Raw genomic sequence first — 16,551 nt, 5'->3', positions numbered from 1 at the left:
CGCCGTCCTCTGTTGTGCGGCGGGAGCCCCGTGTGACGCACAACCGACGGGATTGTAGCCTTTGCACAAATGGAGCTTGCCGGGCAGTGGCCGTATGCTCGAAGAATGCCAGCACCAGCCGCCCCGTCCGCGAAGCGCAAACCATCCACGCCGAGGGTCACGCCGGAGAAGTCCGAAACGCTCAAAAAGCTGCGGGCGAATGTGGGCCAGCTGTCCACCACCACAATGCGGGAGCTGGAAAAATCCCTGCCCTGGTACAGCCGGCTCAGCTCGGATGAACGCTCAGCCCTCGGCATGGTGGCGCAGAACGGCATCGCAGCGTTCGTGACTTGGTATGAACGCCCGAGCTCCCCGTCCTGGATCCTCACCGACGTCTTCGGGACAGCCCCTACGGAACTCACCCGGTCCATCAGCCTGCAAAAAGCGCTGCAGCTGATCCGGATCGTGGTGGAGGTGGTGGAGGACCAGGTACCGGTCATCGCCCCGGAGGCTGACCAGCCGTCCCTTCGCGAGGCCGTCCTACGCTACTCCCGCGAGGTGGCGTTCGCCGCCGCCGACGTCTATGCGCGGGCCGCCGAATCCCGGGGCTCCTGGGACACCCGCCTGGAGGCGTTGATCGTCGATGCCATCCTTCGCGGCGAAAACACTGACGCTTTGCGCTCCAGGATCGCAGCCCTGGGCTGGAAGGCGCAGGAACGGTTCACCGTGATGGTGGGCAACTCCCCCTCCGAACCCAGCGCCAGCTACGTCAGCGAACTCCGGCGGATGGCAGGCCGCTACGCGGAGGACGCCCTCGTGGGCATCCAGGGCGATCGCCTGATCCTGATCCTGGGCGGCGTTTCGGACCGGGAAACCGCCTACGTGAAGCTCAGCGACATGTTCGCTCCGGGCCCCGTGGTGTACGGGGCCGAAGCAGGCTCGCTGCTGGAGGCCAGCAGTTCGGCGCAATCCGCCTTCGCCGGCCTGACGGCGGCCAGGGCCTGGCCGTCCGCGCCCCGGCCTGTTGCCGCGGATGACCTGCTGCCTGAGCGCGTAATCTCGGGCGATGACGCCGCCCGCCGCTCGCTGATCAAGAACATTTACCGCCCGCTCCTCGCGGCGTCCAACGGGCTGGTGGAAACCCTTGGAACGTACCTGGAACTCGGCCATTCCCTTGAGGCAACGGCCCGCGAACTCTTTGTCCACGCCAACACCGTCAGGTATCGGCTAAAGCGGGTCTGCGACGTGACGGGCTGGGATCCGCTCCTCCCCAGAGAGGCTTTTGTCCTCCAGGCAGCGCTTGTGGTGGGCCGCCTTTCCGCCCCGCCCAAAGCCGCCGTCGAGCGTCACCCGGCGCGGAACCAGCCCTGAGGCGTTGTAGACTTCCTACAACCTGACCCCGTGAGCTTGGTGCGGACAAACACCGCTGGATCACACAGTAATTTGGAAAGCTGGTTACGTGCTTGCAATAGTCTGCCCTGGACAGGGCTCACAAACCCCGGGTTTTCTGGCCCCCTGGCTTGAACTGCCCCCGGTGGCAGGCCAACTGGCCTCCCTGAGCGACATCGCAGGCATTGACCTGATCGCCCATGGGACCACCTCCGACGAAGAAACCATCAAGGACACTGCCGTGGCGCAGCCCCTGATTGTTGCAGCCGGGCTGGTAGCCGCGGCTTCCCTCTTCGACGTCGAGCTCAGCTCCCTGCCGGTACTTCTCGCCGGCCATTCCGTAGGGGAAATCACTGCTTCCGCCCTTGCCGGCGTCCTGACGGAGCAGGAAGCCATGACCTTCGTCCGCGAGCGTGCCAACAGCATGGCTGCGGCCGCGTCCGTCACGCCTACCGGCATGAGCGCCGTCGTGGGCGGCGATCCGGCCGAGGTGCTGGCCGCCATCGAAGCAGCCGGCGCCACCCCTGCAAACGTCAACGGTGCAGGCCAGACCGTGGCTGCAGGAACCTTTGAACAGCTGAAGGCCCTTGCCGACAACCCGCCCGCGAAGGCGCGCGTCATCCCGCTGAAGGTGGCCGGCGCGTTCCACACCAGCCACATGTCACCCGCGGTCAGCGCCCTGAAGACGCTGGAGCCGGCGTTGAAGCCGCAGGCACCGAAGGTGCCCCTGCTGTCCAATTACGACGGCGGGGAAGTCACCGACGGCCCTGCCGCCGTCGACAGCCTGATCGCCCAGGTCTCGCGCCCGGTCCGCTGGGATCTGTGCATGGAAAACATGGTCCAGCGCGGTGTCACCGGCGTCATCGAACTTGCTCCTGCCGGGACCCTTGCAGGCCTCGCCAAGCGCGGCATGCCCGGCGTCAAGACCGTTGCGGTCAAGACCCCCGATGACCTTTCCGCCGCCCTGGCGCTCTTCGCAGAACTGGAGGGCAACGCATGAGCGTTCCCACGCTGAAACAGGCACCCATTCAGGAACACACGCGGATCCTCGGAATCGGCGCATACCGGCCGGACGTCATCGTCACCAACGAGGACGTCTGCCAGTGGATCGATTCCTCGGATGAATGGATCCGCCAGCGGACCGGAATCGTGACCCGCCACCGCGCCGCAGCTGATGTCAGCGTGATCGATATGGCCGAGGGTGCTGCCCGCGAAGCCATGGAAAAGGCCGGGATTGAAGCGTCGGACCTCGGTGCTGTCATTGTCTCCACGGTCACGCACCCCTACGCGACGCCGTCGGCCGCCGCCAGCCTGGCTGACCGCATCGGCGCCACGCCTGCACCTGCCTTTGACATCTCCGCAGCCTGCGCCGGCTACTGCTACGGGATCGCCCAGGGCGACGCCCTCGTCCGTTCAGGTACCGCTAAGTACGTCCTGGTGGTTGGCGCAGAGAAGCTCTCCGACGTCATCGACAACCGGGAACGCACCATCTCCTTCCTGCTCGGGGACGGCGCCGGCGCCGTCGTCATCGGCCCCTCCGAAACTCCCGGAATCGCACCCTCAGTCTGGGGATCCGACGGCAGCAAGTGGGATGCCATCGGGATGACCCGCTCCATGCTCGATGTCCGCGACCTTGGCATGGCCGCCCGGCAGTCAGACTCCACCGGGGACCTTGCCTTGCTCGAAGAAGCCCAGGAGCTCTACCCCACCCTGCGGCAGGACGGCCAGACAGTATTCCGCTGGGCCGTATGGGAAATGGCGAAGGTGGCCCAGCAGGCCCTCGAAGCCGCCGGCGTACAGGCCGAAGACCTCGTGGCTTTTATCCCCCACCAGGCAAACATGCGCATCATCGACGAGATGGTCAAGAAGCTCAAGCTGCCCGAGACGGTTACAGTGGCACGGGACATCGCCGATGCAGGGAACACCTCTGCAGCGTCCATCCCGTTGGCCACCCACCGCCTGCTGTCGGAAAAGCCGGAGCTCAGCGGCGGGCTGGCCCTCCAGATCGGCTTCGGCGCCGGGCTGGTCTTCGGCGCCCAGGTAGTTGTCCTTCCCTAGAAACGCCCCCAACAGGCCGCAACCGCGTCCTGAACCATTTCCGGCAGCCCTGCCGGCAATTCAAGAAAAGGAGCCATCAATGGCTAGCAACGAAGAGATCCTGGCCGGACTGGCTGAAATCGTCAACGAAGAAACCGGCCTGGCCCCCGAGGCCGTCGAGCTGGACAAGTCCTTCACCGAGGACCTGGACATCGACTCCATCTCCATGATGACCATCGTGGTCAACGCCGAAGAAAAGTTCGGCGTGCGCATCCCGGACGAAGAGGTCAAGAACCTCAAGACTGTCGGTGACGCCGTCAGCTTCATTGCCGGAGCACAGGCCTAGTCAACGCTTCGCCGTTTATCGGCATGGCGGGCTGCCGGTCCGGGACGACCGGACCGGCAGCCCGCCGCATTTTTCCGGCACCTTTCTCCTGATGAAGGATGCCGACCATCAATACGCGGGACCCTCCGGAAAAGCCGGGGCCGGATTCCCACCGACAGAGAGTGATCCCATGACACGCAAAGTAGTCATTACCGGTCTGGGTGCCACCACGCCCATTGGCGGCGATGTACCCACGATGTGGAACAACGCGCTCAAGGGGGTCTCCGGTGCCCGCACTTTGGAGGACGACTGGGTTGCCAAGTACGAGCTTCCCGTCCACTTCGCTGCCCGGTGCAGCACCCCCGCCGCTGACGTGCTCAGCCGCGTAGAGGCCAAGCGGATGGACCCTTCCACACAGTTCGGCGTCATCGCCGCCCGTGAGGCCTGGGCCGACTCCGGCATCACCGAGTTCGACAAGGACCGGCTGGCTGTTGCCTTCGCCACCGGCATCGGCGGAGTCTGGACCCTGCTGGATGCGTGGGACACGCTGAAGGAAAAGGGCCCACGCCGTGTCCTCCCCATGACCGTTCCCATGCTGATGCCCAACGGGGTTGCCGCGGCCGTGAGCCTGGACCTCGGCGCGCGCGCCGGTGCCCACACTCCGGTTTCCGCCTGCGCCTCCGGCACCGAAGCCCTGCACCTGGGCCTGGACCTGATCCGCTCGGGCAAGGCAGACGTTGTGATGTGCGGCGGCGCCGAAGCAGCCATCCACCCCATGCCCCTGGCGGCGTTCGCCTCCATGCAGGCCCTGTCGCGCCGCAATGACGACCCGCAGGGCGCCTCCCGCCCGTACGATCTCGGCCGCGACGGCTTTGTGATGGGTGAAGGAGCCGGTGCGCTGGTCCTCGAAGCCGAGGAACACGCCCTGGCCCGCGGTGCCCGGATTTACGGTGAACTGGCCGGCACCTCCGTGACGGCGGACGCCTACCACATCACTGCCCCGGACCCGGAAGGCCTGGGCGCTACCCGCGCACTGAAGGCGGCCATGTTCGACGGCCGCATCCAGGCCGAGGACGTGGTCCACGTCAACGCCCACGCCACGTCCACCCCCGTCGGAGACAAGCCTGAGTACACCGCACTCCGCGCCGCACTCGGCAACCACATCGACAACGTTGCGGTTTCCGCCACGAAGTCCCAGATGGGCCACCTCCTGGGCGCCTCCGGGGCCGTCGAGGCTGTGCTCACGGTGCTGGCCGTGTACGACCGGAAGGCGCCGGTCACGATCAACCTCGAGAACCAGGATCCGGAGATCCCGCTCGACGTGGTCACCTCCGCCCGGGACCTGCCGGCCGGCAACATCGTGGCCCTGAGCAACTCGTTCGGCTTCGGCGGACACAACGCCGTGGTGGCTGTGCGCAGCGTTTAGTTGTTTCCCGGGTTTTGCCACCCGCATACAAGAGGAGGCCCCGCCGGCTGGCGGGGCCTCCTCTTTTGCTATGGAGATTGGTTCCTGTGTCGCCCCTCCCCTGCAGGACGGACGACGACGGCAGTGGGCTAAGCGGTCAGCCCACCTGGTGCAGCCAGCGGACGGGAGCGCCCTCGGCAGCGTGACGGAAAGGTTCAAGCTCCTCGTCCCAGGCCTCGCCGAGCGCCAGGGACAACTCGTGGTACACGGCGGCGGGGTCGCCTGCGCCCGACTCGTACGCGTAACGGATTCTGTCTTCAGAGACCATGATGTTGCCGTGGACATCGGTGACGGCATGGAAGATCCCCAGTTCGGGCGTGTGCGACCAGCGACCGCCGTCAACACCCTGGCTGGGTTCCTCGGTGACCTCATAGCGGAGGTGGGCCCAGCCGCGCAGCGCGGACGCCAACTGGGCGCCCGTTCCAGGCGCACCCGTCCACGAAAGCTCGGCCCGGAACATTCCGGGTGCAGCAGGCTGAGGGGTCCACTCAAGATCCGTCCGCTTATCCACGACGGAGCCGATGGCCCACTCAACGTGAGGGCACAAAGCAGTTGGGGCTGAGTGAACAAACAGCACACCGCGGGTCATTGCAACAGACATTCCATCCTCCATAGCTCTAGGTACGTCTTCCCCAACGACCTCTGCCTGGATGGAACTGCTGTGCGCTGTTCTGCGGTGCAACTCCTTGCCACATATTCAGTTGTTCAGATTAAGCAGCGTCCGGACTTGCTGGTCCGCAGGAAGCAAGGAGCTTCAAGCGGGACTTGAAAGTTGCCGGACGTGACTCTTATTGTGCCGTACGCCGCGTAATTACGCCAGTGCGATTAGCGGTTGCGTTCGCGCCCTGCGGCTATTCGCGGTCACGCCCTGGGATGTGCCTGCTGGTAGCTTTTCCGCAGCCGGTCCACCGAGACATGCGTGTAGATCTGGGTGGTTGCGAGGCTGCTGTGGCCAAGGATTTCCTGTACGGCACGCAGATCTGCCCCGCCGTCCAAGAGATGTGTTGCTGCCGAGTGGCGGAGGGCGTGCGGGCCCGACGCGGAGGTGTCCCCCAGGGCCTCGAGGAGTCCGCTGACCACCTCCCGGACCCGCCGCTGGTCCACTCGGCCGCCCCGGGAGCCCAGAAAAAGGGCCGGACCGCTGTTGTCCCTGGCGAGCAGCGGCCGGCCGCGCCGCAGCCAGTCGTCCAGTGCCACGGCCGCCGGAACGCCGTAGGGGACCGTGCGTTCCTTATTGCCTTTTCCGATGACGCGCAGCGTGCGCCGGTCGGGATCAAGGTCATCGATGTCAAGCCCTGCCAGCTCGCCGACGCGGATTCCGGTGGCGTAGAGCAGTTCGACGACGGCCCGGTTCCGGACAGGCAGCGGTTCGCCGCCAGCAGCGGCTTCTTCGAGGCCGGCCAGCAGCCGCGTCAGTTGTTGTGCCTGCAGGACCCCCGGCAGGTGGCGTTCACGCTTGGGAGCCTTGAGCCGCAACGCCGGGTCCGAGGTGGTGCGCTCTTCCCTCAGGGCCCATGCAGTGAAGGCACGGACGGTGGCGGCCCGCCGGGCAAGGGTGGAGCGCGCGACACCGGCCTGGCTTTGCGTTCCCAACCAGCGCCGGAGGGTTCCCAGCTCAAGGTCCTCCAACCGGGCCGCACCTTCGGAAGCGGCGTGGGCCAGGAAGCTGCGCAAGTCCCCAAGGTATGCACGCAGAGTGTGCGCCGATACGGCGCGCTCCCCCGCCAGGTAGCCCGAGAAGGCCACTAATGCCTGGCTCAGCTGCTGCGGCAAATCCTTGTTTTCCACCCTCCTACTGTCTCAGGTGAGGCCGCTGTTCAACGGACTGACACGGCACGGCACACCTGCCAGTGTGAGTCCTGCTTCCGGTTATGCATCCCCTGTCAGGCGGTTGCCTTTCCCCTTTTCCAGCCGCCTCTTTCGGATACCGCCAGCCCGAGCAAGCCGAGCCGGCCGAGTCCCGCGCGGACGGATTCCTGGCTCAGGCCGGCGACGGAGCATAGTTTCTCGACCGAGGTGGTGGAGCGCAGCGGCAGTGCATCGAGGAGGATGAGGTCTTCGAGGGTCAGCCCGTCCTGGACTTCGGCTCCGGCCTGGCGGGGCTGCGGCAGCCCGGCTCCACTTGGTGCTGCGAGCTCCACAATCTCCGCGGCGTCGGTAACGCAGACAGCACCGCCGTCCCGGAGCAGGCGGTGGCATCCGGCCGAGTTGGCACTGTGCACGGAACCGGGAACAGCCCCGACAGCACGGCCGAGCGTTTCGGCGTGGTGGGCAGTGTTCAGCGCCCCGGACCGCCACCTGGCCTCCACCACCACCGTCACAGCGGACAGGGCTGCGATAAGGCGGTTTCGTTGAAGGAAGCGGTAACGGGTAGGTGCCGACCCGGGTGGAACCTCAGCGATCACCGCTCCCTGGTTACAGACAGCGCGGAGGAGATCCTCATTGCCGGATGGGTAGAAGCGGTCTACTCCGCCGGCCATCACAGCAATGGTGGGCACGGCGCTGGTCCCACCCGCCAGCGCGGCGCGGTGGGCGTGCGCGTCGATGCCGTAGGCACCGCCGGAGACAACGGTCAGGCCGCGCTGCGCCAACGAATATGCAATATCCCCGGTCACCGAGGCGCCATAGCTCGTGCTGTCCCGGGACCCGACCAGTGCGATGCATTTGTCTGCGCCGGGAAGTGGTTGCTCCTGTCCCCGCCACCACAGGCAGATCGGTTCCTGGATACCAAGGTCGGCCAGTTGCGCAGGCCACAGCTCGTCCGACGGGATAATCAGCCTGCCGCCGAGCCGCGCCATCGTGGCGAGGTCCCGCTCAGGAGCGAGGTCTGGAATACGGGGCTGCCACCGTTGTAGGGATGCCGTCATTCCGGCCCAGCTGGTGGCGGAACCATTGTCCGCGAGCAGTGCGGTGACCTCCTGCTCCAGCGCAGGCCCGGCAGCGGCCCGGCCGGTGGCTATCCGAAGGGCGTCCACTGCGCCACACACCTGCACGAGGGCCAGGCCTGCAGCATCCTGGGGCTCCATGAGCCGGGCAAGGGCGGCACGGGAAAGCCTTTCTTCGTCCACTGCCTTCCCATTCATGCCGCGACCGCCGCTGCCTGCCGCAGGCCCAATGCCTGCCCAATATCGTTCATGTCGGGTTTTTCCCGGTGCCCGAGGTCTGCCAACGTCCACGCCAAGCGCAGGACGCGGTCGTAGCCACGGGCCGTAAGGACACCCCGCTCCAGGGAATGGTCGAGGATGCGGGTGGCGACAGGAGGCAGCCGAAGCTCTCCGCGCAGCACGCGGCCCGGTACCTGCGAGTTCGTTTCCAGGCCCAAGGGCGCCAACCGTTCAAGCTGCCGCCCGCGTGCATTCCGGACCCGGGCGGCGACGGAAGCGGTGTCCTCCTCCGCACCCCCCTGACCAAACTCGGCCAGCGAAACCCGTTCCACCTGCAACTGGATATCCACGCGGTCCAGGAGCGGCCCGGACATTCTCGCCAGATAGCGTCTGCGCATCATGGGCGTGCAAGTACAGTCCAGCCCTTTGCCGGACGCCTTGCCGCACGGGCACGGGTTGGCCGCAAGGACGAGCTGGAAACGGGCAGGATAGGCAGCTGTCCCTGCAGAGCGGTGGATCACCAGCTCGCCGCTCTCCAACGGCTGGCGCAGGGCATCAAGCACCCGGCGCTCGTACTCCGGCGCCTCGTCCAGGAACAGGACGCCCCGGTGGGCACGGGACGCGGCGCCGGGCCGGGGAAGGCCCGAGCCGCCTCCGATGATGGCTGCCGCCGTCGCGGAGTGGTGCGGGCTTTCAAAGGGCGGCCGCCGCAGCAGTTGGACCGAAGACGAAGGCAGCCCGCAGAGCGAGTGGATGGCGGTGACTTCCATGGCCTCGTGGTCCGCGAGGTCCGGCAACAGCCCGGGAAGGCGCTCTGCGAGCATTGTTTTGCCTGCGCCCGGTGGACCCGTGAGGAGCAGGTGGTGGGCTCCGGCGGCGGCCACTTCGAGGGCCCGCCGGGCATCGCCCTGACCGGAGACATCCGCCATGTCCGGGTAGACCCCTGCGTCCTCCGGGCCATCGCACGGGTGTTCAGAGTCTTCCGGTTCGAAGTCCAGTGCCAGTTCCTGCGGGTCCGCCCCCGAGTCCAAAGCGAGCCGGGCAAGGGTGCGGTATCCCCTGACGTTCGCGCCGGGCACCAGCGCAGCTTCCGCCAGGTTCGCCTGCGCCACGACGATGTCCGGATAGCCGGCTTGTACAGACGCCATAACGGCCGGAAGAATGCCGCGGACCGGGCGCAGCCTGCCGTCCAGCCCCAGTTCGGCGATGAAGACCGTATTGCCGGTGGGTTTGATGTCGTTTGCGGCGCGGAGGACGGCCATGGTGACTGCCAGGTCGAAGCCTGACCCGCGCTTGGGGAGTGAGGCAGGAATGAGGTTTGCTGTGATCTTCCGGCGGCTGAGTGGGATTCCGGAATTCTTCGCGGCAGACCGGATGCGCTCCTTGGCTTCGTTCAAGGAGGCGTCCGGCAGTCCGAGGAGCACAAATGCGGGCAGGGTCTGGCCGATGTCGGCCTCAACCTCCACGATGTAGCCGTTCAGGCCCACCAAAGCGATGGAGTACGTTCTTCCGAGGGCCACTCATCCCACCCCCTTGAGGTGCTCCACCAGGGGTTCGCCGCCGCCGTCGTCCACGACGGCGATCACGTCCACCCGCCGCAGCGGCATCCGCAACTCCCGGTCGCGGCACCACGCGGAGCCCAGCCGGTGCAGGCGGGCGAGTTTCTCCGGGCCCACCGCTTCAAAAGGGTGGCCGTAATCGAGGGAACGGCGGGTCTTTACTTCGGCAATAACCAGGGCGTCGCCGTCGAGGGCCACAATGTCGATTTCGCCTTCGGCGCAGCGCCAGTTGCGCTCGACAACAAGCATGCCCAGGGACTCAAGAAAACCGACGGCGACGTCCTCACCGTGCCGGCCCAACAGGTCTTTTGATTTCATTTTCTACCTCCGCAACCAGCCTGTGGCAGCGTGGTTGCGGAGGTAAGGGAGCTCATCGCGTATGTGTACCAATGGCCCCTGTGGAGGAGAAGTCGGTTGTGCAGGAAGAGTCTGCCGGTGAATCCGGCGGCCTGCCAGGAGCTACTGGCCCAGGTCAACGTCCTTGGGCATGGCCAGTTCCTCGCTGCGCGGCAGTTCTTCCACGTTGACGTCCTTAAAGGTCAGGACACGGACGCTCTTAACGAACCGCGCGGAACGGTACACATCCCAGACCCAGGCGTCCTGCAGCGTCAGGTCGAAGTAGACCTCGCCGTCAGCGCTGCGGGCCTGCAGGTCTACGTGGTTGGCCAGGTAGAAGCGCCGTTCGGTCTCGACAACGTAGCTGAACAGTCCGACGACGTCGCGGTATTCACGATAAAGCTGCAGCTCCATGTCGGTCTCATAGTTTTCAAGATCCTCAGCACTCATGATTCCATCTTGCACCATGTCCGGCGCCGCTGGCGCCCGCGCCCGGCCCGAGTCAGTCTTCGATGCCGGCTTCGTCCTCGGCGGTTTCGTCCCCGCCGGACAGCCCGCCGTCCAGCAGGTCCCCGCCGAGGAGACGCCAGCTGACGCGGTGGTAGGGCGTAGGCCCTGCCGCGCGGAGCACATCACGGTGCAGCGCGGTGGCGTAGCCCTTGTTGATGTCCCATCCAAAGTCGGGGTACTCGCCATGCAGCTGCCGCATCATCTTGTCCCGCTCCACCTTGGCGATGACGCTGGCGGCGGCAACGCTCAGGCACTGCATGTCTGCCTTGATCTTGGTGTGCACCGGGGCGTCGCAACCCGCTTCGAGCACCGGCTCGTCGAAAAGCGACAGCTGGCCTGCGGGTGAAAGCCAGTTGTGGCTGCCGTCCAGGAGCACCAGGTCGGGAATGACTCCCGCGGCGAGAATGTCCTGCCAGGCCCGGGTTCCGGCAAGGCGCAGTGCAGCGATGATGCCGAGCGAATCAATTTCCTGCGCTGATGCGTGGCCCACCGCGGACGCTACGCTCCACCTACGGACCAGTGGATCAAGCCGTTCCCGTTCCGCAGGGCTCAGCAGCTTACTGTCCTTCACCCCGGCAAGGGGCTTCTGGCGCTCCAGGTCCACAACGGCGATGCCGACGCTCACAGGACCGGCAAGGGCGCCACGTCCCACCTCGTCGACGCCGGCCACCAGGCGCGCGCCCTGGGCCTTGAAGGTGCGTTCGTGCCTCAACGTGGGCGCCTTCGCCGGGCGGGCCGGCACCTTCGTGGAACCGGCGCGTCCCTTTGCGGCGCCCGCCTTCGCCGGGCCGGCTTTTCCGGTGCCGGTCTTCGCCGGGTTCGCCTTCCCAGTGCCGGCCTTTGCCGGGCTGGCATGAACTGCGGATGACATGGTCAGGGAGCCGCCGGTACGCTCCGGAACACGTCCGGATAGTTGCCAAGGGTCGTGATGCGGCTCAGCGGCCAGGCGATGACCGCGGCCTTGCCTTCGAGGTCGGCGATGTCGATGAACCCGCCGTCGGAATCCATGTGCGCCCTGGAGTCGGCGGAATGGTTCCGGTTATCGCCCATCACCCACACCTTGCCTTCGGGGACGGTTACATCGAAGTTGCGTATCTGCGGGGTCTCAGCCGGGTTGACGTAGCTTTCGTTGATGGCCTTCCCGTTAATGGTCAGTTTACCGCCGTCGTCACAGCAGACCACGTGGTCCCCCGGCAGCCCGATGACCCTCTTGACCAGGTGCTGCTCCGAGTTGTCCGGCAGAAGGCCAACAAAAGTCAGGCCGTCCTGGACCCAGCTGAATGGTCCTTCGGGTTTTTCCTCGGCAGGCGGCAGCCAACCCTTGGTGTCGCGGAAGACCACCACGTCGCCGCGGCTCAGCGAGAAGGGTTCGGGCACCAGGAGATTAACAAAGATCCTGTCATCGATGTCCAGGGTGCTGACCATGGACTCGGAGGGAATGAAGAACGCGCGGAACAGGAAGGTCTTGATGAGGAAGGAAAGCACGACGGCGATCACCACCACCGTGGCGATCTCCTTCAGCCAGGAGAGCAGTTGGCTCCCGCCGGAGCTCTGGCTGGCCTTTGCAGCGGCACGGCTGCCCGCGGATGCGGGAGCAGGTGCTGCCGAACCCGCGGCGTCGGCCCGGGAGTCCGAAGCGCCGTCGGGACGCGGTTCGGGTGTCCGCGCGTGGTTCTCGGGCATTTACTGTCCGTTCTCTGTTAAGGGCCCTGCCGCTGGCGGCCGAGGTACTTCAGCAAATCTATCAAGCGGCCAGATGATGTGGACCGGCCTGCCGATAACACGGTCCACCGGCACCATTCCCCCGCCGGGCGCACCCAGCAGGCTCCGGGAATCGGCAGACAACGACCGGTGGTCACCCAGCAGCCACAACCGCCCCTCCGGCACCTCTGCGGTGAACTTCTGGGTACTGGGGGCATCACCGGGAAAAACGTATGGCTCGTCCAGTGGCTGGCCGTTAACGGTGATCCTGCCGTCGGCGCCGCAGCAGGCCACGGTGTCCCCCGGTAAGCCGATGACGCGTTTTACATACGTGGTGTCGCTGCCGGTGAGGCCAAGCCATTGGGTTAGGGCAGACGCTGCGTCCACCACGGGGCCCTTGCCGCTGTTCAGCGGCGCGAAGGTTCCCCGGCCGTCGAAGACCACGATGTCGCCCCGCCGGATGGGTTCGGTCCGGAAATCCGTCCGGGACACCAGGATGCGGTCCCCGCCCTCGAGGACCGGTTCCATCGACTCGGACGGAATGAAGTAGACATCGAGCCACAGTGAGCGGACCAACCCGCTGACTGCAATGGCGAGGACGAGGGCAAGGAACACAAAACGCCAGCCCGTTTTTCCGGGCTGGCGTTTTGTCTGGTCCATAAGTCCGTATCCTGGGCGCTGGTGCATGGCTCCGGCGCTGGCCGGATACGGCTGCGGCCCTGCCTTTGTAGGTCTGTAAAGGACTTACTTGGCGGTGCTGAAGTCGCGCTTTTCCTTGATCTTGGCAGCCTTACCGCGCAGTGCACGCATGTAGTAAAGCTTGGCGCGGCGCACGTCACCCTTGGTGACGAGCTCGATCTTTTCGATGATCGGGGAGTGCACCGGGAAGGTACGCTCCACGCCGACGCCGAAGGAGACCTTGCGGACCGTGAAGGTCTCGCGGATGCCGTCACCCTGCCGGCCCAGGACGAATCCCTGGAAAACCTGGACACGGGTGTTCTTGCCTTCAATGATGTTCACGTGAACCTTGAGGGTGTCACCCGCGCGGAACTCGGGAACATCGGTGCGCAGCGAAGCTGCATCTACGGAATCGAGAATATGCATGATTGCACTCCTGGTGAACGCCACAGGTCATTCACTTTGGGTCACGGCAGCCAAGCCCGGACGCTTGCAGCGCTACCGGAAATTTCTGCCGAAAGGTAAGTGTCCGTCCTCTTTCACTGATTGAAGAGGCCGGTTGTCTTGGCTGTTGGTGGCGCTCCCCCTGTGGCAGGTGCGGACCCAGCAGACACAAGGACTAATTTTGCCATAGTCCGCCACGTACAGCCAATTAGCCACGATTACCACGGCGGAAGCGGCCGGTCAGTGCGGCTGTTCCCCCGGCGCGTCCGGGCGGCGCAGCAGCCGGCCATCAACGACGTCGTAGCCCAGCTCCTGCAGGGCGGCGCGCTCGGCACGGGGCAGCTTCCCGGCGTCGAACGTTGCGAGCAGGTCCGGGCGGCGCTCCGCCGTCCGGCGGAACTGTTCGCTGCGGCGCCACTGCGCAATTTTTCCGTGGTTGCCGCTGAGCAGCACGGCCGGCACTTCACGCTCCCGCCAGACGGAAGGCTTGGTGTAGACGGGGTACTCCAGCAGCCCGTCGGAATGGGACTCCTCCACCAGCGACTCGGGGTTGCCCACGACGCCGGGCAGGAGCCGGCCGATGGCCTCGACCATGGCCAGGACGGCGACTTCCCCGCCGTTCAGGACGTAGTCGCCCAGGCTCACGGGGCGGACGATGAAGTGCTCGCGGGACCACTCGATGACCCGCTCATCGATGCCCTCGTAACGTCCGCAGGCGAACGCGAGGTGCTCCTGTTCCGCCAACTCGTAGGCGAGGGCCTGGGTGAAGCGCTCCCCTGCCGGCGATGGAACGATCAGGACCGGCTTGCCCGCATCTTCCGGACGGTCGGCAGCGATGGATGAGAGCGCCTGCGCCCACGGCTCAGGCTTCATCACCATTCCGGCGCCGCCGCCGTAGGGCGTGTCATCCACTGTGCGGTGCTTGTCTGTGGTGAAGGTGCGGAGGTCGTGGATGCGCAGGTCCATTATCCCGTCCTGGCGGGCCTTGCCGATCAGCGACAGTTCCAGCGGCGCCAGGTACTCCGGGAAGATGCTGACGACGTCGATCCGCATTTACGCTTTGCCTTCAGTTTCCGGGGCGGCGTCCTGGTCCAAGTTGAGCTCGAACAGACCGTCCGGCGGGGTGAGGAGGATGAAGCCTTCCTCGACGTTGACCTCGGGCACGATCTGCTCGACGAAGGGAATGAGGATCTCTTCCCCCTCCGGGGTCTTGACCAGCAGCAGGTCCTGCACGGGCATGGTGTTAAGCGCGGCGACCTTTCCGACTACGCGGGAACCGACCCGTGCTTCCAGGCCAACCAGCTCGTGCTCGTACCAGCCTTCGTCGTCGTCCTCGTCCAGCTCTTCGGTTTCGATGAAGAGCTTGGCGCCGCGGAGGGTTTCCGCGTCATTGCGGGTGTCAATCCCGTCGAAGCCCAGCAGGAGGATGTCCTTGTTCCAGCGGGCGCTGTTGACAGTCAGCGGGCCGGCAGATGCCGGTTCAACCACAAATTCGGTGCCCGGCACAAACCGGTCCTCAGGGGCGTCGGTCAGGACCTGGACCGTAACTTCCCCGCGGATGCCGTGGGGTTTGCCGATTCGTGCCACCTGGAGCTGCATGTGTTCCTCTGTCTTGGATGTGGTTGGCGGTGTTCTGCTGAAAGCACTCCGGCCCCTCCACCATTGGTGGAGGGGCCGGAGCAAAAACTGATGTTGCTGAGCGCTCAGCGGCGGCGGTCGGTGTCGACGACGTCGACCCTTACCGGTTCGCCGCCGGCCAGGGCTGCCACAACGGTGCGCAGCGCGCGTGCCGTGCGGCCCTGGCGGCCGATCACCCGTCCGAGGTCGTCCTGGTGGACCCGCACCTCGAGGGTGTCCCCGCGGCGGTTGCTCTTCGAGCTGACCTTGACGTCATCCGGGGAATCGACGATTCCCCGGACCAGGTGTTCCAGCGCTTCTGCCAGCAATTTACTCAGCCTCGGTGGTCTCTGCTTCGGCCGGTGCCTCGGCTGCGTCAGACTTGGATGCCTTCTTGGTGATGGCTTCCGGGATGATCACGGAACCCTTTTCCGGGGCAACGAAGGCTTCCTTCTGGGTCTTGGTCCGCAGGGTGCCTTCCTGGCCCGGGAGGCCCTTGAACTTCTGCCAGTCGCCAGTGATCTTCAGGATCGCGGCAACCTGCTCGGACGGCTGGGCGCCGACGGACAGCCAGTACTGGGCACGCTCGGAGTTGACCTCGATGTATGAGGGCTCTTCGGTGGGGTGGTACTTGCCGATCTCCTCGATGGCGCGGCCGTCACGCTTGGTGCGTGAGTCTGCAACGACGATGCGGTAGTACGGTGCGCGCATTTTGCCAAAGCGCTTAAGGCGAATCTTTACGGCCACTTTTGTGGTCACTCCTGTTTCAGAAAAGGGGTGAACCCGGCGTTCTGCACCCGTGGGGCGGGCCGTACTTGCGGGTTCGAAGGACAGGATCCGGACGCGGAGAGAGGGGCCACGCAGATCGAGTACCTGTTTATTGTGCCAGATCGGCGCCGGGATTTCGACTTGACACAGCGGCGGCCGGAAGATGGCCGGCGCGGCCGCTCAGGCGGACCAGACGTAGAGCCCCGTCCGTTCCGAATCGTCGACGCTATTGGCCAGTTCAGCCAACTGCTGCACATAGGTCCGCGCGCGGACGGCATCGAAGGGCATGTCGTCCTGGGCTGCCCACTGCCCGGCAACGTCGTCCAGGATGTTGCCTTCGCCTTCGGTTTCGTACGAGAGCAGGTCCGCCAGGGCACGGACCATGGCCGGCGGGACGGCCAGCAGCGAATCGCTGGATACGTCCACCATGGTCAGTTCATAGTCGGCGCCGCCGGCGTGCACGGCAGTTCCGGCGAGGTCCCCGAGTTGTTCAACTTCGAAATCACTGATTCCCGCGATCCGGACAGCCTGGCCGGCGGGTGCACTGCCGCCTTCGTCCAGAAGGCCGGCACGCTTGAGTGCGGCGTCGTGGGTGGCAACAAAGATCTCGGTGAAGCCCATGGGAAGTACCCTTCTTCC

General features: G+C 65.7%; 20 protein-coding genes. 5 read left to right on the top strand and 15 right to left on the bottom strand.

The features are described from left to right. The first annotated feature begins 105 nt into the window (after positions 1-105). The 5 genes from G6R19_RS04635 to G6R19_RS04615 all read left to right on the top strand — a co-directional run bounded on the left by G6R19_RS04635 (position 106) and on the right by G6R19_RS04615 (position 5,156). The gene (locus G6R19_RS04635) at positions 106-1,350 is read left to right on the top strand and encodes a PucR family transcriptional regulator (protein WP_163162709.1); all 1,245 of its coding nucleotides are present in this window, start codon (positions 106-108) and stop codon (positions 1,348-1,350) included. 88 nt (positions 1,351-1,438) lie between these two features. Beyond that, positions 1,439-2,368 (top strand): ACP S-malonyltransferase, encoded by a 930-nt coding sequence (locus G6R19_RS04630; protein ID WP_205484227.1) that lies wholly within the window; start codon positions 1,439-1,441, stop codon positions 2,366-2,368. Then, the gene (locus G6R19_RS04625) at positions 2,365-3,426 is read left to right on the top strand and encodes a beta-ketoacyl-ACP synthase III (RefSeq protein ID WP_163162707.1); all 1,062 of its coding nucleotides are present in this window, start codon (positions 2,365-2,367) and stop codon (positions 3,424-3,426) included. The genes G6R19_RS04630 and G6R19_RS04625 overlap by 4 nt, the downstream gene beginning before the upstream one ends. A 79-nt stretch (positions 3,427-3,505) precedes the next feature. Continuing rightward, positions 3,506-3,751 carry an acyl carrier protein gene (locus G6R19_RS04620; protein WP_009359314.1) on the top strand — a complete coding sequence of 82 codons (246 nt, stop codon included), beginning with the start codon at positions 3,506-3,508 and terminating at the stop codon, positions 3,749-3,751. A 169-nt stretch (positions 3,752-3,920) separates the two neighbouring features. After that, positions 3,921-5,156, top strand: coding sequence for a beta-ketoacyl-[acyl-carrier-protein] synthase II (locus G6R19_RS04615; protein WP_163162705.1), 1,236 nt, complete (start codon positions 3,921-3,923; stop codon positions 5,154-5,156). Positions 5,157-5,292: 136 nt separating this feature from the next. On the opposite strand, the gene G6R19_RS04610 is transcribed toward G6R19_RS04615, so the two are convergent. From G6R19_RS04610 to G6R19_RS04540, 15 genes are all read right to left on the bottom strand, one after another. Further along, positions 5,293-5,796: a DUF3145 domain-containing protein gene (locus G6R19_RS04610; RefSeq protein ID WP_163162703.1), complete on the bottom strand. Its 504-nt coding sequence runs from the start codon at positions 5,794-5,796 to the stop codon at positions 5,293-5,295. A gap of 260 nt (positions 5,797-6,056) precedes the next feature. Beyond that, positions 6,057-6,983: a tyrosine recombinase XerC gene (locus tag G6R19_RS04605; RefSeq protein WP_163162701.1), complete on the bottom strand. Its 927-nt coding sequence runs from the start codon at positions 6,981-6,983 to the stop codon at positions 6,057-6,059. A gap of 95 nt (positions 6,984-7,078) precedes the next feature. Further along, positions 7,079-8,278: a DNA-processing protein DprA gene (dprA, locus tag G6R19_RS04600; protein WP_163162699.1), complete on the bottom strand. Its 1,200-nt coding sequence runs from the start codon at positions 8,276-8,278 to the stop codon at positions 7,079-7,081. Then, entirely contained in the window at positions 8,275-9,819 is a 1,545-nt protein-coding gene (locus G6R19_RS04595) for a YifB family Mg chelatase-like AAA ATPase (protein WP_163162697.1), read from the bottom strand. The genes dprA and G6R19_RS04595 overlap by 4 nt, the downstream gene beginning before the upstream one ends. Continuing rightward, complete coding sequence (locus tag G6R19_RS04590) at positions 9,820-10,176, bottom strand: YraN family protein (protein WP_163162695.1); 357 nt, start codon at positions 10,174-10,176, stop codon at positions 9,820-9,822. A 141-nt stretch (positions 10,177-10,317) separates the two neighbouring features. Further along, the gene (locus G6R19_RS04585) at positions 10,318-10,644 is read right to left on the bottom strand and encodes a DUF2469 domain-containing protein (RefSeq protein WP_163162693.1); all 327 of its coding nucleotides are present in this window, start codon (positions 10,642-10,644) and stop codon (positions 10,318-10,320) included. Positions 10,645-10,696: 52 nt separating this feature from the next. Continuing rightward, positions 10,697-11,575: a ribonuclease HII gene (locus G6R19_RS04580; protein ID WP_163162691.1), complete on the bottom strand. Its 879-nt coding sequence runs from the start codon at positions 11,573-11,575 to the stop codon at positions 10,697-10,699. A gap of 2 nt (positions 11,576-11,577) precedes the next feature. Further along, entirely contained in the window at positions 11,578-12,387 is an 810-nt protein-coding gene (lepB, locus tag G6R19_RS04575; RefSeq protein ID WP_163162689.1) for a signal peptidase I, read from the bottom strand. Further along, the gene (lepB, locus tag G6R19_RS04570; RefSeq protein WP_163162687.1) at positions 12,388-13,065 is read right to left on the bottom strand and encodes a signal peptidase I; all 678 of its coding nucleotides are present in this window, start codon (positions 13,063-13,065) and stop codon (positions 12,388-12,390) included. Positions 13,066-13,149: 84 nt separating this feature from the next. Then, positions 13,150-13,509 carry a 50S ribosomal protein L19 gene (gene rplS, locus G6R19_RS04565; RefSeq protein ID WP_163162685.1) on the bottom strand — a complete coding sequence of 120 codons (360 nt, stop codon included), beginning with the start codon at positions 13,507-13,509 and terminating at the stop codon, positions 13,150-13,152. A gap of 258 nt (positions 13,510-13,767) precedes the next feature. Beyond that, positions 13,768-14,580, bottom strand: a complete 813-nt coding sequence (gene trmD / locus G6R19_RS04560; protein ID WP_163162683.1) for a tRNA (guanosine(37)-N1)-methyltransferase TrmD — start codon at positions 14,578-14,580, stop codon at positions 13,768-13,770. Continuing rightward, positions 14,581-15,126 carry a ribosome maturation factor RimM gene (gene rimM, locus G6R19_RS04555; RefSeq protein WP_163162681.1) on the bottom strand — a complete coding sequence of 182 codons (546 nt, stop codon included), beginning with the start codon at positions 15,124-15,126 and terminating at the stop codon, positions 14,581-14,583. Between the two features lie 104 nt (positions 15,127-15,230). Beyond that, positions 15,231-15,473, bottom strand: coding sequence for an RNA-binding protein (locus G6R19_RS04550; RefSeq protein ID WP_013601399.1), 243 nt, complete (start codon positions 15,471-15,473; stop codon positions 15,231-15,233). Position 15,474: 1 nt separating this feature from the next. Next, on the bottom strand, positions 15,475-15,891 hold the full coding sequence (gene rpsP / locus G6R19_RS04545; protein ID WP_163162679.1) for a 30S ribosomal protein S16: 417 nt from the start codon (positions 15,889-15,891) through the stop codon (positions 15,475-15,477). Between the two features lie 201 nt (positions 15,892-16,092). Further along, positions 16,093-16,533, bottom strand: a complete 441-nt coding sequence (locus tag G6R19_RS04540; protein ID WP_163162677.1) for a hypothetical protein — start codon at positions 16,531-16,533, stop codon at positions 16,093-16,095. Positions 16,534-16,551 lie beyond the last annotated feature (18 nt).

It is taken from the genome of Arthrobacter sp. Alg241-R88 (assembly GCF_900537115.1).
In the GTDB taxonomy this organism is placed as follows: Bacteria; Actinomycetota; Actinomycetes; order Actinomycetales; family Micrococcaceae; genus Arthrobacter.
The sequence above is the reverse complement of the archived record's forward strand: the minus strand, read 5'-3'. Positions and strand labels throughout refer to the sequence as shown.

Coding starts and splice junctions, on each gene's coding strand:
- G6R19_RS04540 (WP_163162677.1), bottom strand. CDS start 16,533: ATGGGCTTCACCGAGATCTTTGTTGCCACCCACGACGCCGCACTCAAG.
- dprA (WP_163162699.1), bottom strand. CDS start 8,278: ATGAATGGGAAGGCAGTGGACGAAGAAAGGCTTTCCCGTGCCGCCCTT.
- lepB (WP_163162689.1), bottom strand. CDS start 12,387: ATGCCCGAGAACCACGCGCGGACACCCGAACCGCGTCCCGACGGCGCT.
- rimM (WP_163162681.1), bottom strand. CDS start 15,126: ATGCAGCTCCAGGTGGCACGAATCGGCAAACCCCACGGCATCCGCGGG.
- G6R19_RS04610 (WP_163162703.1), bottom strand. CDS start 5,796: ATGTCTGTTGCAATGACCCGCGGTGTGCTGTTTGTTCACTCAGCCCCA.
- rplS (WP_163162685.1), bottom strand. CDS start 13,509: ATGCATATTCTCGATTCCGTAGATGCAGCTTCGCTGCGCACCGATGTT.
- lepB (WP_163162687.1), bottom strand. CDS start 13,065: ATGGACCAGACAAAACGCCAGCCCGGAAAAACGGGCTGGCGTTTTGTG.
- trmD (WP_163162683.1), bottom strand. CDS start 14,580: ATGCGGATCGACGTCGTCAGCATCTTCCCGGAGTACCTGGCGCCGCTG.
- G6R19_RS04620 (WP_009359314.1), top strand. CDS start 3,506: ATGGCTAGCAACGAAGAGATCCTGGCCGGACTGGCTGAAATCGTCAAC.
- G6R19_RS04590 (WP_163162695.1), bottom strand. CDS start 10,176: ATGAAATCAAAAGACCTGTTGGGCCGGCACGGTGAGGACGTCGCCGTC.
- G6R19_RS04635 (WP_163162709.1), top strand. CDS start 106: ATGCCAGCACCAGCCGCCCCGTCCGCGAAGCGCAAACCATCCACGCCG.
- G6R19_RS04585 (WP_163162693.1), bottom strand. CDS start 10,644: ATGAGTGCTGAGGATCTTGAAAACTATGAGACCGACATGGAGCTGCAG.
- G6R19_RS04615 (WP_163162705.1), top strand. CDS start 3,921: ATGACACGCAAAGTAGTCATTACCGGTCTGGGTGCCACCACGCCCATT.
- G6R19_RS04580 (WP_163162691.1), bottom strand. CDS start 11,575: ATGTCATCCGCAGTTCATGCCAGCCCGGCAAAGGCCGGCACTGGGAAG.
- G6R19_RS04625 (WP_163162707.1), top strand. CDS start 2,365: ATGAGCGTTCCCACGCTGAAACAGGCACCCATTCAGGAACACACGCGG.